This is a genomic window from Kitasatospora sp. NPDC048540 (assembly GCF_040651175.1).
Lineage (GTDB): Bacteria > Actinomycetota > Actinomycetes > Streptomycetales > Streptomycetaceae > Kitasatospora.
The window spans coordinates 16,960-30,060 of the sequence record NZ_JBEZIR010000112.1; the positions used below are offsets into that span (position 1 = coordinate 16,960).

Annotated in this window: 13 protein-coding genes and 4 pseudogenes; 12 read left to right on the top strand and 5 right to left on the bottom strand. The window is 67.7% G+C overall.

The annotated features are described in order from the left end of the window. Positions 1 to 89: 89 nt before the first annotated feature. A complete protein-coding gene (locus AB0D08_RS31495) occupies positions 90 to 407 on the top strand; it encodes a hypothetical protein (protein ID WP_033818425.1) in 318 nt (105 codons plus the stop codon). Positions 408 to 443: 36 nt separating this feature from the next. Here AB0D08_RS31495 and AB0D08_RS31500 read toward each other — a convergent pair whose 3' ends face one another. Both AB0D08_RS31500 and AB0D08_RS31505 read right to left on the bottom strand, forming a co-directional pair. Then, positions 444 to 1,211 (bottom strand): peptidylprolyl isomerase, encoded by a 768-nt coding sequence (locus AB0D08_RS31500; RefSeq protein ID WP_082526248.1) that lies wholly within the window; start codon positions 1,209 to 1,211, stop codon positions 444 to 446. 215 nt (positions 1,212 to 1,426) lie between these two features. After that, positions 1,427 to 1,672, bottom strand: coding sequence for a hypothetical protein (locus AB0D08_RS31505; RefSeq protein ID WP_359893655.1), 246 nt, complete (start codon positions 1,670 to 1,672; stop codon positions 1,427 to 1,429). Between the two features lie 187 nt (positions 1,673 to 1,859). On the opposite strand from AB0D08_RS31505, the pseudogene AB0D08_RS31510 reads away from it, so the two are divergent. From AB0D08_RS31510 to AB0D08_RS31530, 5 genes and pseudogenes are all read left to right on the top strand, one after another. Continuing rightward, a pseudogene (locus tag AB0D08_RS31510) lies at positions 1,860 to 2,171 on the top strand (transposase); the annotation flags it as partial. A gap of 174 nt (positions 2,172 to 2,345) precedes the next feature. Continuing rightward, on the top strand, positions 2,346 to 2,639 hold the full coding sequence (locus tag AB0D08_RS31515; protein WP_033819106.1) for a DUF6009 family protein: 294 nt from the start codon (positions 2,346 to 2,348) through the stop codon (positions 2,637 to 2,639). Positions 2,640 to 2,796: 157 nt separating this feature from the next. Continuing rightward, the gene (locus AB0D08_RS31520) at positions 2,797 to 3,954 is read left to right on the top strand and encodes a glycoside hydrolase family 16 protein (RefSeq protein WP_359893649.1); all 1,158 of its coding nucleotides are present in this window, start codon (positions 2,797 to 2,799) and stop codon (positions 3,952 to 3,954) included. Between the two features lie 762 nt (positions 3,955 to 4,716). Further along, the gene (locus AB0D08_RS31525) at positions 4,717 to 5,025 is read left to right on the top strand and encodes a hypothetical protein (protein ID WP_033819105.1); all 309 of its coding nucleotides are present in this window, start codon (positions 4,717 to 4,719) and stop codon (positions 5,023 to 5,025) included. A gap of 312 nt (positions 5,026 to 5,337) precedes the next feature. Continuing rightward, positions 5,338 to 6,711 carry an MFS transporter gene (locus AB0D08_RS31530; protein WP_051811993.1) on the top strand — a complete coding sequence of 458 codons (1,374 nt, stop codon included), beginning with the start codon at positions 5,338 to 5,340 and terminating at the stop codon, positions 6,709 to 6,711. 40 nt (positions 6,712 to 6,751) lie between these two features. Here AB0D08_RS31530 and AB0D08_RS31535 read toward each other — a convergent pair whose 3' ends face one another. Beyond that, complete coding sequence (locus tag AB0D08_RS31535; RefSeq protein ID WP_051811992.1) at positions 6,752 to 7,405, bottom strand: class F sortase; 654 nt, start codon at positions 7,403 to 7,405, stop codon at positions 6,752 to 6,754. A gap of 223 nt (positions 7,406 to 7,628) precedes the next feature. Here AB0D08_RS31535 and AB0D08_RS31540 point away from each other — a divergent pair, with 223 nt between their 5' ends. Both AB0D08_RS31540 and AB0D08_RS31545 read left to right on the top strand, forming a co-directional pair. Next, the gene (locus AB0D08_RS31540; RefSeq protein WP_149038010.1) at positions 7,629 to 8,048 is read left to right on the top strand and encodes a hypothetical protein; all 420 of its coding nucleotides are present in this window, start codon (positions 7,629 to 7,631) and stop codon (positions 8,046 to 8,048) included. 738 nt (positions 8,049 to 8,786) lie between these two features. Then, positions 8,787 to 9,206 carry a DDE-type integrase/transposase/recombinase gene (locus AB0D08_RS31545; protein ID WP_255369519.1) on the top strand — a complete coding sequence of 140 codons (420 nt, stop codon included), beginning with the start codon at positions 8,787 to 8,789 and terminating at the stop codon, positions 9,204 to 9,206. Between the two features lie 61 nt (positions 9,207 to 9,267). Here AB0D08_RS31545 and AB0D08_RS31550 read toward each other — a convergent pair whose 3' ends face one another. Together AB0D08_RS31550 and AB0D08_RS31555 are read right to left on the bottom strand one after the other, a co-directional pair. Then, positions 9,268 to 9,423 carry a hypothetical protein gene (locus AB0D08_RS31550; protein ID WP_158515537.1) on the bottom strand — a complete coding sequence of 52 codons (156 nt, stop codon included), beginning with the start codon at positions 9,421 to 9,423 and terminating at the stop codon, positions 9,268 to 9,270. Between the two features lie 312 nt (positions 9,424 to 9,735). Next, complete coding sequence (locus AB0D08_RS31555; RefSeq protein ID WP_033821444.1) at positions 9,736 to 10,155, bottom strand: hypothetical protein; 420 nt, start codon at positions 10,153 to 10,155, stop codon at positions 9,736 to 9,738. A gap of 305 nt (positions 10,156 to 10,460) precedes the next feature. On the opposite strand from AB0D08_RS31555, the pseudogene AB0D08_RS31560 reads away from it, so the two are divergent. From AB0D08_RS31560 to AB0D08_RS31575, 4 genes and pseudogenes are all read left to right on the top strand, one after another. Continuing rightward, positions 10,461 to 10,736: pseudogene (locus AB0D08_RS31560) on the top strand (transposase); the annotation flags it as partial. 593 nt (positions 10,737 to 11,329) lie between these two features. After that, complete coding sequence (locus AB0D08_RS31565) at positions 11,330 to 11,653, top strand: hypothetical protein (protein ID WP_149038259.1); 324 nt, start codon at positions 11,330 to 11,332, stop codon at positions 11,651 to 11,653. 512 nt (positions 11,654 to 12,165) lie between these two features. Then, positions 12,166 to 12,549: pseudogene (locus AB0D08_RS31570) on the top strand (transglycosylase family protein); the annotation flags it as partial. A 248-nt stretch (positions 12,550 to 12,797) separates the two neighbouring features. After that, positions 12,798 to 13,101 (top strand): annotated as a pseudogene (locus AB0D08_RS31575) (signal protein PDZ); the annotation flags it as partial.

Consider the following 13,101-nt stretch of genomic DNA (forward strand, 5'->3'; position numbering starts at 1 on the left):
GGTCACACCGGATGAGTCAGGGGCGTTCGGCTGCGGTCTGATTTCCCACGTGCCATCCGTTCACCGAGAACTCCTGGAGCCTGCTGTATATGCAAAGTGATCTTGAGGTTTTCGAGCGGGTGTGCCGGGCGCTATGGGGTGCGGGATTCGATATAGCGCACACCGGGGCGGCTGGCTTGCAGATCGGCCTCAGACCGCAGGGGGTCCTGATCGGCTGGCGCGCCGAGGACAGCATCGCAGCCTGCGGGGTGCCGTGCGGCAAGGCGGCCCAACGAGACGATCCCGAGCCGGGGACGTCGATGGACGAGGTGAGCCGGAGAGCGGTCACTCGGGCCATAGAAGAGATCCTGCTGCAGGCGGACTTTCGAGTTGTTTCCGCTGAGGGTGACCTTCTCGTCCGCGGCTGATGGCGCATCAGATCTTCAGTCGGTGGATATTTTGGACTATTTCTGGCGAATTCCTACGGTCTCGATCGTGACGGCCTGGTTGGGGTGGCCGTCTCCAGGGCCGTTGCTGCTGTCATCGCCGGCCGCGGCGACGGACCGTAGTGCCTCCAGCCCTTCCGAAATGACCCCGAAAGGTGTGTAGGACGGGGGTAGCTGGCTGTCCTGGTAGACAAGAAAGAACTGGCTCCCGTTGGTGTTCGGGCCTGAGTTTGCCATGGCCACCGTGCCTGCGGGGTAGGTTGCGCCGGCGAGGTTCTCATCGGGGAAAGAATAACCTGGCCCGCCGGATCCTGATCCACCGGGATCGCCGCACTGGAGGACATGGATCCCCTGCGTCGTCAACCGGTGGCAAGGGGTGTTGTCGTAATATTTGTTCTGGGCGAGATATTTGAAGGAAAAGGAGGCGCAGGGGGCTTTCTGGGAAAATGACTCGAAAGAGATCTTCCCCCTGTTGGTGTTCAGGTCGGCGGTGTATGGAAGTGCCGCCGCGGCGGCGTCGTACTTGGGCACCTGCACATCTTTCGACGGGGTGCTCGGTGTCCTGGAATATTCACAGGTGTTTTTCGCGGCGGATGCGTCTGTCGTGGCGTCTTCATTGCCGCGGGTCAGCGCAAGTCCGCTGAACACGCCTCCCACAACGATGATCAGCGCAGTCATGGCGATCAGAGTCCGCCGGCGAGTGGCCTTCTGCCGCGCCAGCCGCTGCCGTTCGGCTGCCAGCCTGGTCCGTGCCGACGGCCGGTCGTCCGGTTTCTCCTCAGCCATCTGAAATCCCCATGTCCGGACTCTAGCTGACGCTGCTTGTGCCGGATGAGCGGTTCGGCCAGGACATGTTCCGTGTCGCATCAGTGCCCGGTGCGGGACCGGGCCCACAGGGTCTCTGGGGCCTGGGCGTGGTCAACGGCGATACGCGTAACGGGCGTCAGGCTTGCGGAGTGCGGGCCGCAGTCCCGTCGGGGCCGGCGGCCTGCGGGCGTCGGCTATTTCGGCGGGGCAGGGCAGGCGGTGCCCGTCAGGAGCAACAGCGCGTCGACCAGGATGTCGGTGGTGGCGTTCGTGGCCACACGTCGAAGCCGGAAGCCGATCACGAGGGCGACGACCGGACCGGCCAAGCGTTCGGGTTCAGGCACGCCCAGGGCTTTCAGGATGGATGCCGCCAACTGGTCGTACGCGGCGAAGCAGTCGGCGGCGGCGTCGCGGAGCTGGGGGTCGCGGCCGGCTTGGATTTAGAGCTCGAACGGGGCGATGTGCTCGCTGTCGAATGCGGTGTCGCCGGCGACCTGGCCGACCAGTGCATGCACTTGCCTCCTGAGCGGTGATGGGACCTGCGCACTCGTGGTCGGCGAGGTCGGTGAAGCGGCGGGTCTCCTCGGCGACGAAGTGGTGGAGGAGGACCTGGACGCGGGCCACACGCTACTGGCCCGGCTCCGCGCACAGCATTGGCGCATCACCCTGGTCTGGGCGGACGGCGGTTACACCGGCCGCCTGGTCGACCTCGCCCGCGACGTCCTGCGGATCGCGCTGACCGTGGTCGGCCGCACCGACGGCACCACCGGCTTCACGGTGCTGCCCAAGAGGTGGCTGGGGGAGCGGACGTTCGCCCGGCTGATGCGCTCACGCCGCCTCGCCCGCGACTACGAGGGCCGAACCGACACGGCGGAAGCAATGATCCGTTGGTCGATGACCATGGTCATGACCCGCCGCCTCGCCCAGCGATCACGCTGAACGACCCCGGACGTTCTCAGCCAGCCAGCCAGCCTCGCGAGGCCAGGCGCTTCACCTTCGACCGCACCCCCTCGACCTTCGCCGGGACCGGCTCCAGGCCGAGCGCGGCCGCGAGCTGCCGACAGTCCATCAAATCGGCTTGCTGGCCGATCCGGATGCCGAGGAGCAGCAGGCGTGAGCGCGTTGATCGATCCGGCGGAGCTTGCCAACGAGACGGACCTCGTGTGGCTGGAGAGCATCGACCCGCTCGACTATGTCCGTCAATCCCTGGAGCGGCTACCGTCCCGCCGGGCCGGCCCGCCTACCACCGCGACGCGCGACCGCGACGAGCAGCCACAAGGCCTGTACGCCACCGGAGCGCCGTCGGAAGCCGTTGATCCGAGGACGGTGGCCCCGCGGGTAGAGGGTTACAGGACCGAGCGCTCCGAGGGCGGCTCTGCCTCCCAGCCATGCTGGAATTGGGGATGACACTTCCCAAGGGTTGAGTCCGAGGCCTCCCGGCCGGCCTTCTCCGAGCCGGACCGGCGCAGTAGGCTGGGGGGCCTCGACAAGCGACGCACCAAGTCGGCCACCTCGCGCCCGGCTAGCTGGCGCCGGGTTCCGGCAGGCCGCGGAGAGGCCAGCAGTGAAGCGCCTGGCCGTGGTCATCATCATGGTTGTCCTGGCCCTCATCGGGTCCCAGTTCGCGCTCGTGTCCACGGGTGCCGCCGCTGATGCCGGATTGTCCCAGGACGCCCTTGACCTAGGATCCGCCGCGACCGGCTCTCCGGCGAATGCACGCCTGACCGTCCATGCGGACACCTGCGCCACGGTGCGCGCTCTCGGGGTTGCCGTGCGTGACGAGGCGGGCCGCCATCTTGACTATCCCGGAGCGCAGAACGACGTCCGGATCTGCCCTGAGGGGTACACCTTCGCTTCGGGCAGGCTGGCGCTGCCCCCCGGGACCTTCACCGTCTTCGGCTTCTACCGCATCGCCGGGATGTACATCAACTTGCCCCCGACGACACTCACCGTCACCGACGCATCCGCCCAGGCCACTTCGTCCCCGGCGGAGAGCGGCCCGGACGATGTGGGGTCCGGCTCCCCCGAAGACTCCGATCAGGCTGCCCCGCTGGGCATCCCCGGTTCGTGGCGGTCGGTCTTCCACGACGGATTCGACGGAACCCAGTTGGACACGTCCTCGTGGTCCACCGGCTGGCTCGCCCCAGGCATCACCGCACCTGTCCAGGCAAGCGAACGGCAGTGCTATGACCCCTCCCACGTGACAGTCGGCGATGGCAGTCTGAACCTGACCGCCGATGCAAAGGCGTCGACCTGTGCAGGAGTCGAGCGGCCCTTCACCTCCGGCATGGTCAACAGCAGCGGAAAAGCCGATTTCACCTACGGTGCCTTCGAAGCGCGCATCTACCTGCCCCCCGGAGGTGCCGGAACGATCGCCAACTGGCCCGCCTGGTGGACCGACGGTTCACGCTGGCCGCAGACTGGCGAGATAGACATCATGGAAGGCCTCGGAGGCCAGGCCTGCTGGCACTTCCACAGCCTCTCCGGCGGTCCCGGAGGATGCGCCACGGGTGACTACACCGGATGGCACACCTATGGCGCCGTATGGGAGCCAGGATCGGTCACCTACTACTACGACGGCGTTGAGACCGGTTCGGTCCCCACCTCCACCGATGCGCCGATGTACCTCATCCTCAACAACGCCGTCCAGCCATTCATCGGAGGGCCTGTCGTCACTCCGGCGACGATGAAGGTCGACTACGTGAGCGTGTGGCAGCAGTGAGAGCGTCACCACGGTCCACCGGCGGCCGAAGCGCGCGCCGCCCGAGCCCCACGGTTGCCCCGTCCGTGCCTTCGGAGCGATGCTTGAAGGTCCTTACTCGGATCAGCCGGGAGGATGGTGGAGTGGTGCGGCCGACCGTACGGATCGAACCGGTGGCAGACGGTTTCGAAGTCACATCCTCAGCTATGGGAGTCACCGCGAGTGGCCGGACGGCGACTGCCGCGTGGAGCGCGTTCATGGTAGCCGTCCAAGCCCGGTGGATTCCTCCCTCCGACGAGCAACCGGCCGACCAGGCCGACCAGGCCGGGCCGGCAGAAGGCAGAGTGGCCACCGGCGGCGGCCTGCGCTCTCACATCACCACGATCCGCAGAACCGATCTCTTCGGTTGACGGGAGCGTCTCCCCAAGAGCGGCGCCTTTCGCACCGTTTGGGACGGTAGTCTGCCGATCGTCACGACAGGACCTACTGGTGACCAGTCAGTTCCCCAGCGACCCGGTGTCCTGCCGCCAGCCGAAGCATCGACCGGCGCACTCGACCCCGGACGCTGATCCAGGGCCATGACGAACTGCGACGCCTGCTCCGCCACCCCCTCCCTTCCTCTCTGTCCACGAGTCCCCAAGCGGCGCTGTACGCGCTGTGCGCCCGTCTCGCCGGGAAGCGGTCCGACACCGCCAGCCCGCGCGCACTCGCGGCCCTCGGGTGCACCCTGCTGATCCTGGGCACCGGGTCCCTCGCCCGGCAGCTGGATCCGGGCGTCAGCCTGTGGGCATTGATGCCTTCGCTGCTCGGTCCGGTACCGGTATCGGACTGCTCTCCGCCCCGCTCGACGGCATCGCGACCCGGAGCCTCGAACTCTCGCTGATCGGTGCTGCATCAGGCGTCTTCGACACCACCCGTCAGCTCGGCGGTGCGATCGGCAGCGCCGTCACCGGCGGCCTCCTCCAGGCCCAGCTCGGAAGCACCTCCACCACCGCCACACAGGCTGCCCTGGTGTTCCCCGTGGCCATGCTCCTCGTCGGCCTTGCCTGCTGCGCGGGCGTCCGGCCGGCTCCTGGACCACGGCCTTCCTGAGTGTCCTATCGTCGGCAAACGAAATCAATCCCGACCTGTGGTGGCGGCCTGGATGTCAAGGCCTGCCGTGACACTCACGGCAGTTGTCCACAACCGGCTGCTCCGGCAGGCGTTCGTCGAGATCGACTCCTGGGACCCAGCTGACCTGCACATGCCGGACCGGTGGCCGACGAGATCCCCCGCCCTGTCGGCTGATCAGTGGGCCCGGTACCCGGACACGCCTTCGTACGGTCGAGGCATGGGCACGGGCTGAAGCCCGGACGGTGCACCTGTGCCGATACGCCGCCCACGGCAGCTTCTCTGGGGTTCACGATGTCTGCATCCGCAATCCGTCCCACCCGTTTCGCTCTGTGGGCGGTCTCCTTGGCCCTGTTCTGCGTGCAGTTGGACCTCTTCACCCTGAACCTCGCCGTGCCGAGCATGGCCGCCGACCTGCATGTCGCTCCGGCCGCCATGCAGTGGGCGGTCAGCGGATACCTGCTTGCGGCAGGCGCGCTGATGATCGCGTTCGGGCGGCTGGGCGATCTCCTGGGCCACCGCCGCGTCCTTCTGATCGGCGTCACCGTCTTCGGTGCCGCTTCCCTTGCCTGCGCACTGGTCTCGTCCGCCGGAGTTCTGGTGGCACTGCGCGTGGTCCAAGGTGCCGGCGCGGCGATGATCATGCCGGTCGGCCTCGCACTGCTCACCGACGTCTTCCCCGCCGCACAGCGTGGCCGAGCCATGGGCTTCGCATTCGCCGTGGCCGGCGTGGGCACTGCCGCGGGTCCGTTCGTCGGAGGCGCGCTGACGGAGTGGGCGGGATGGCGCTGGATCTTCCTGATCAACGTACCTTTCGCGATGGTGGCGGCGCTGCTGATACGAAAGATCCCGACGTCGGACAGGGGCAGGAAGCAGACGGTCGTCGACTGGCCCGGAGTGGCTCTGGTGACGGTCGCCGTGGCTGCTCTCATCGGAGGTGTCGACCGGAGCCACGCGTGGGGTTGGGTGTCGGCCCGGACGCTGGGCCTGTTCGCGGTCGGCGCGCTGGCTCTGGTGGCCTTCGTCGTCGTGGAGTCACGGGTCAGGCACCCGTTGATCAACCTCAGCCTGTTCCGTGACCGGAAGTACGTGATGATCACCTCGACGGGAACGGTCGCCAATGCGGCGATCGCGGTCTGTCTCGCCGTTGCCGCCCTGTACCTGCAGCAGGTGAGGCATCTGTCCCCGGTCGGGGCCGGGGTCGCCTACCTTCTGCCCGCCATAGCGATCGCCCTGATGGGACCGGTCGCGGGAAGGCTCTCGCGGCGGCGGAGCCCCCTGCGGGTGCTGGCCGCCGCTACGGCGATCGGTGGGGCGGCCCTCCTCGCCGTGGCGAGTGCTCACGGTCTTCCGTTCTACATCGTGGCGGTCGGCGTGTGTTGTGCCGCGCTTCAGCTCGGCTACTGCCTCACCACCATCGCCACGCAGTCCGTCGTCCGCCGGGAGCGGGCAGGCGAGGCGTCCGGAGTCACCCTGACCGCGATGGTCACCGGCGCGGGAGTCGGAACGGCGCTCACGGACTCGAGTCTCGCGGGAAAGGCCGTCCTCACGTCAGGTGTGCTCTCCGGTCCTCTGCTGGTCGCTGCCGTGGCGTGCCTGGGAACGGCCGGGGTTCTCGCGTTCGTTCGCAGCGGCCGGGCCAAGGGGGCCGTGGCGGGGACGCCGTAGAAGCGCCGCGCGAGGAACGGCGTACCGGAACCGGTGTCGCTCAACCTGCGTGACGGATCCCCGAATAGTGGCCGAAGACGACGACGTTCGCCGAATATCCGCCTGCGGAGGCGTGGTAGTCACCTCCGCAGGTGATCAGCCTGAGAGTGGGGGCCGGGGTCATCCCGTAGACCTCCCGTGACGGGAAGTTCTCCTTGTCGAGGAGAGTCGCCGTGTCCACGGTGTAGACCACTGTGATGCCGTCCTCCCGGAGGATGTCGACCTCGTCCCCCTTCTTGGCGGCGCCAAGGCTGAAAAACACTGCTTTGTGGCCCGGGAGTTCGCGGGAGTCGACGTGGCCGACGATGACGGTCGGCCCCGCCTGGCCGGGCGTGGAGCTTCCGTTGTACCAGGCCGGCTGGGCGGCCTGGGAAGGGGTAGGGACGGCTACGGCTCCGTCGGCGTCCAGCCCGAGGGACAGGAGCGTGGCGTGGATGCCCAGACTCGGTACGTCGATCCGTACGGGATCCGCCGAATCCAGCGACGGTGTTCCGGCAGGGGTCTCACCGCCTGACCTGATGGAGAGCGAGGGCAGCCCGGTCTGAGCCGGTTGGGGGGCTTCGGTGCGCTCGTACTCCACCGACCTGCTGGTCAGCTGGATGCCCAGGAAATAGCCGGCGCAGGCCAGCGCGGCCGCGGCGGCCCAGATCACCATGGTTGTCCCTCGCAATGGCATGGGTCAGCGATGGGTGCCGGTACGCCTGAGCCGACGGCCCAGAACGAAGAGGATGCCTCCGGCTGCCACGCACATCACAGCGATCAGGCCGGCCGTTTCGGGGGAGCCCCCTCCTGCTGCGGTGCTGCCGTCACCGGCTGCGACCGCGCCAGGAGTGCTGGCCTCAGGGGCAGTGGTCGCAGTGACGGTGGTCGTGGGGCCCGTGGCCGTTGTCGTGGCTGTTGTCGTGGCCGTCACGGTTGTCGTGACGGTGGCGGAGGCGCTGGCGGAGCGTGACGTGGACGCTGAGGAGCTGCCGCTGCCGCTCGCGGAGGAGCTGCCGCTGTTGGAGGCTGAAGGGCTGCCGCTCGCGGAGGAGCTGCCGCTGTTGGAGGCTGAAGGGCTGCCGCTCGCGGAGGAGCTGCTGCTATTGGAGGCTGAAGGGCTGACAGAGACGGAAGAGCTAGTTCCGGATGACCCGGCGCTGCTGGCCGATGCCGAGTTGCTGTCCGCCACGGGAGCGACCGCGGCTGCGGGCTCGTACGGATACCGGCCCAGGCCGGGTGACTCGCCTGAGCAGCTGGAGGCCATGTCCTCGGGCGCATCGAATCGGAAGGAGATCGGTAGCATCGCGTCGTGCTGAGGCTCCTCCCCCTCACTCGCCGAAGGACACTCGACGAGTGCGGCGGCCGACGCACCGCTCGTTGCACCCGATCCGGCGGACCCCGCGGTGAAAGCAGTGAAGGCGCAGCCCGCAGTCAGGAATACGGCACAGGTGATCATACGGATTTCCATGACTACCTCCAGGAGCTCTGCCACACCGATCACAGGCGGGGCAGGCAGGGCTCTGTTCAGTAGCGGGTTCGGCGGTCGGCCGGACCCACTCCAGCTAAAGCGATCCCGATTGGCTCCGCACCTCGGGGCTTCGCCGCCCCGATCCGCTGCACTCGGCCCGGCCGCCCCACCCCGGAACGCCTGAGCGTGGACCGGCCGTGCAGGGGCGGCCATCTCCGGAACGGACGCCCGCTGTCGACCGGCCGTTCCACGGTGCGGCAGCGGGTGCTCGGCGAAGGGCACACTTGGCATGCGCACCGTCGGGCCACCAGGCTGCGCACCGGCGGTCTGCCTGGCGGAATGGGCTTGATCTGGGCTTGATCCGCTTCGACGGACACCTCTGATCAGGGGCTTCGGCCCCGGACGAGCGCCAGGAGCCGGCCCGACTGCGGCGGGAGAACCGCCGCCTGCGCGAGGACGTCGAGGTTCTCAAGCGGGCCACGGCTCTCTTCGCGAAGGAGACCCGGTGACGGTGCACCCGTTCATCGAGGCGGAGAAGTAGGAGAGCCACAGCGTCAACGGGCGTGTGAGCTGCTCAAGGTCTCCCGTGCCGCCTTCTACGCCCGCCGCAACGGCGAGTCCGGTCCCCGCGCCGTCCGTGACGCAGACCGAGGAGGGCCGGCTCCACCTGGCCACCGTCATCGACATCGCCTCCCGCCGCGTCGTCGGCTGGGCGACCGCCGACCACCTGCGGACAGGGCTGGTTGCCGACGCCCTACAGGCTGCGTGCCGGACCCGCCGTCCCGACGGTCCGGTGATCTTTCACTCGGATCGCGGCTGTCAGTACACGAGCCGTGAATTCGCCGAGCTGGCAGTGGATTTCGATGTACAGACCGGGGACTGGGTCTGTGCGCCCGACGAGCACGGCCGCGGCAGCCTCATCGTCATGGCGCTGGCCAGTGATCACGGAGTCACCTCGCAGGCAGGACATGTCACCCACTGGGCTGACCTGCCGGTGGCTGCGTAGTCCTTCGGGCTCCGCTCCTCCCCAATCGGCCCCGGCCTTGATGCCGCAATAGGCGCAGGGTTCAACCGAACGGATGAATCGCGTGCGTGCCGCCTTCCTGGACCCCTGATTCGCTGGAGCGGAACAGGCTGTCTCTCTGCCCCGTGAAGGCAGGGCCGATGACGCTGCCGCCCCCGTAGAGCCAGCGGATGCGGGCACGTGCATCCTGTTCTTCCATGATATAGAGGAGGCCGTTCCGTCTTCCCCTGCTGCGCAGGCGTCGGTGGGCGAGTACCCCGGGCCGAACGAAGAGAGCCCTCATGAGACCTCTGTACATTGCCCAGATTCTTGCCATTGCCGGTGCCGGTCTCTGTCTGTCGGTCACCGATGCTGTCGCTGCGTCCGTGACGGTGACGCCGAGCGCCCTCACCCCGGGCCAGACAGTCACCGTCACCGCGACCGGCTGCACATCGACCAGCTCGTCAGCTCCGGCTTCGTCTGCGGCGTTCTCGGCTCCCGCCGCGCTCGGTGCCGGCGGCTCGCCCGGGATTTACTCCGGGACCGCCACCATTGGTGCGCAGGCCGTCGGCTCGTACACCATCAGCGTGTACTGCGATACGGACAGCACAGCGCAGTCGGATGCCTCGATCACCGTGGCGGCTAGTTCCGTCGGCTCGTCGAGCTCGGCTTCTTCGGGTTCGAGCGGGTCCGCCTCATCGAGCACGAGTGCTTCGGCTTCCTCGTCTTCCTCCTCGTCGTCGTCGGCAAGGAGTACTGCTACCGCAACTGCCACCACAACTGTGACCGCGACTGTCACCGCCACCCCCTCCGTGACGCCCACCGTCACGGTGACCCCCACGACGACGCCCTCAGGGGCTGTATCAGCGGGCGACGGGAGCAGCCAGTCCGGTGGCTCAGGGGCATTGCCCCTGGTGGTGCTGGCCTTGGTGGCGGGGACGCTGGTCTCCATTGCGGCCTTCCTCGGATTGCGACGGCGTTCCGGTGCCCCGAAGTGATCAGCGCTCGGTATCTGCGGCATAACCCCTGACCGGTGTACGGGCACGGGAGCTGCTGCGCTGAGGTAGGTTCTGGCCGAGGCCGCGCCCGGTGCGTCGGCCCGCTCGCGTCGGCGGCGTCGAGCCGCTGGGGACTGCATGGGCCATTGAAGGAAGGCTGTCAGAGCTACTGCAATCACAGTTACAGGTGGGCTTGTGGTGGTTGAGTGGGCGTGTGTCGGTGGATCTCGGGGTGGGTCAGGTTGACTCCTGGCATGGGGTGTTGGCTGGTTTGCACGCGCGGTTCGGGTCGCGGCTCGCGCGGTCGGAGCCACGTGGGCGGGCGTTGGAGTACATGGCCGGGCTGATGGCGCCGTTGGAGCGGAATGACGGCTGGTCGCTGGCGGAACGCGCTGGTGAGGTACATCCGATCGGGGTGCAGCGCCTGCTGGGCGATGCGGACTGGGACGCCGACGGGGTGCGTGACGACGTCCGCGACTTCATCGTCGAGAGCATCGGGGACAAGGACGCAGTGCTGATCGGCGACGACACGGGGATCTGAATAACTGTCAGGTCTGATCTCCCTAGTCGGCGGACTCGGGCGGAAGGGCTTGGAGCTGTTCGAGGGTCCGGGCTGGCGATCCGGGCAGAGGTGCGACGACGATGCGGTCCGTCGCAGACATCCGCCGGCTCATGGCTTCCTCCTACCCCCGCAAAACCTCGCGCCGAAGCATCATCTGCACTGGCCGTGGTGGAGACGCCACAGCCAGACCCGCGCACGCCACAGTCACTACAGAAGCCGGGGACAGATCCCCTAACCGTGATTGCAGTATTAGCGAAGGAGTGCCGGCGACGAGGTCCGGCACGGGGGGAGAAGGCGCCGTCCTGCGGCCCGGGCAGCTTTGACGCCGCCGCTGATGAGGATGATCGCGAAGAGTTTCATCTCCCCACCCTCACTCGCGAGGCCGGTGATCGGTGCCCGCTGACCGGGTGACGTGACGGCGGACCGGCCCGTCCGCCGGTACTGTAGCAAGCGCTGTGCGGGTGCGGGTGCGGACTGGACGGTAGCCATTTACGCATAGGGGAGGCTGTCGTATCCGGGAAGCTGCCGTGACATGCGGGTTCGCCCAGACAGCCCCGATCGCTGACATGCACGAGATCATCCCCGCCACCCTGGCATGGAACCCGGACGAAGCATCCCGAGAGCGGTACGAATACATGACGTCTGCCCACGACGACACACCTCTCGAAACGGCTGCGGCCAATCTGTCCAGGCTGCGCGATCTCGGTGCTCGGGCCTGGCAGTGCTGGATGCTCGGCGACCGGCGCGGTGCCATGGAGGCCTCGAACACCGTGCTCTCCGTCGCTGCCGCCGCCACGGCGGCCCTCTCCGCCGTGATCGACGGCGAAGCGGATGGCGGCCGGCCCGAGGCGGCGAGCCACTGCCACGACGCCAGCGACTGGTTGGGCTGACACGACCACACACCGCAGGGCGGCGTCCGGCACCCCGGGCGCGAGTTCGCCATGAACCCCTCGCATCGGGCAGCACGTAGGAGCGTCGGGGATCTGCGGTGTGCCGCGGGAGCGTCGAGTTCGGCGAGGCCGAGATCCTCTGGTGAGGCCGCCCACGCACCGGCTGTAACCGTACCAGGTTATTTCACCGAGAAAATTATTCCGCTCGAATGCGGATATTCCGTGCGGTTCGGCTCGGTGGTCAAGGAATCCATTCCGGATGCAATCTGAACCGTGTTCGTGCGCCCGGTTTTTCACTTCTCCGGGGTGGTGGGCCGGGTAGCCGTCGCCGGGGCCTCCTGTCGGCGGCGGCTGAATAGTCCTGGCGGGGGCCTGATCAGAGGACGGTGAGGGGCTGGGATCTGATGTTCTGTGGAGACAGGAAAGATTTCGAAAAGGTGCCCAGTGGCTCATCGTCTCCGCAGTGGAGCGAAATCGGCCGGGCCAGCCCAACTCATATTGAGGTTTTCATCATGTCTTTCATCTCCCGACTGCCGTTTGCCGCCGCCAAGCTGACTCCGGCCCGGCGTGTGCGGGTCGCGGTCGTAGGTGCTGCTCTTATCGCCCTGCCGATGGCCGGCCTCGTCACGGCCACCTCCGCGTCGGCCGCATCCCTGTCCACGTGGGACAAGGTGGCGCAGTGCGAGTCCTCTGGAGACTGGTCCATCCACGGGAAGCTCTTCAGCGGCGGTCTGCAGTTCACGTCCAGTACCTGGGCCGCTTACGGCGGTACCGCGTATGCCCCGCAGGCGAATCTGGCCACCAAGGCCCAGCAGATCGCCGTTGCCGAGAAGGTGCTCGCCTCCCAGGGCCCCGGCGCCTGGCCTGTCTGCTCCAAGGTCGCCGGCCTCACCAGGTAGCACGTGCGGCCCGGCACCACGGCTGCGGTCCGGCCTGCTGTTTCGCCCCGTTGGATCCGTCCAGCGGGGCGAAACCGCTGTCCGGATGCAACGGCCGCGGGAACGGCATCGCTGGCTCGGCTGTATGGCGCGCCCGCCCGGAAAGTATCCAATTACCCGACATACTGCATGTGACGGATGTATTGACTCAAAATGATCCATAACTGGCTGCCGGCCCTGTCTGCAAGATCCGGAGGACGTGACAAGTGAACTCCAGGAAGCCATCCATCGGGCCGGTTCCGGCGTCCTGCCGCCTCGACAGGTCCGCGACCAAGATTTTTCAGGGCGTGTCGCTGGCGGTGGCAGTGCTGGCGCTGGCGGGCTGCTCCGGCGGTTCGACCCCTTCTCCCGCCGGATCCGCCCCGGGTTCCTCCGGCTCCTCGGTCCAGTCTTCGGCTGCTCCATCCACCAGTAGCCAGCTGGAGAGCGACTACCAGCGGGTGATCGCGACCGTCCTGCCCTCGGTGGTCCAGATCACCGCCGGCGACAGCCTCGGCTCCGGCATCGTCT

Bases quoted from the DNA above. Each gene is read 5' to 3' on its own strand.
- AB0D08_RS31530 (WP_051811993.1), top strand. From the start codon at position 5,338: ATGTCTGCATCCGCAATCCGTCCCACCCGTTTCGCTCTGTGGGCGGTC.
- AB0D08_RS31565 (WP_149038259.1), top strand. From the start codon at position 11,330: ATGCACGAGATCATCCCCGCCACCCTGGCATGGAACCCGGACGAAGCA.
- AB0D08_RS31500 (WP_082526248.1), bottom strand. From the start codon at position 1,211: ATGGCTGAGGAGAAACCGGACGACCGGCCGTCGGCACGGACCAGGCTG.
- AB0D08_RS31555 (WP_033821444.1), bottom strand. From the start codon at position 10,155: ATGGAGACCAGCGTCCCCGCCACCAAGGCCAGCACCACCAGGGGCAAT.
- AB0D08_RS31495 (WP_033818425.1), top strand. From the start codon at position 90: ATGCAAAGTGATCTTGAGGTTTTCGAGCGGGTGTGCCGGGCGCTATGG.
- AB0D08_RS31550 (WP_158515537.1), bottom strand. From the start codon at position 9,423: ATGGAAGAACAGGATGCACGTGCCCGCATCCGCTGGCTCTACGGGGGC.
- AB0D08_RS31535 (WP_051811992.1), bottom strand. From the start codon at position 7,405: ATGGTGATCTGGGCCGCCGCGGCCGCGCTGGCCTGCGCCGGCTATTTC.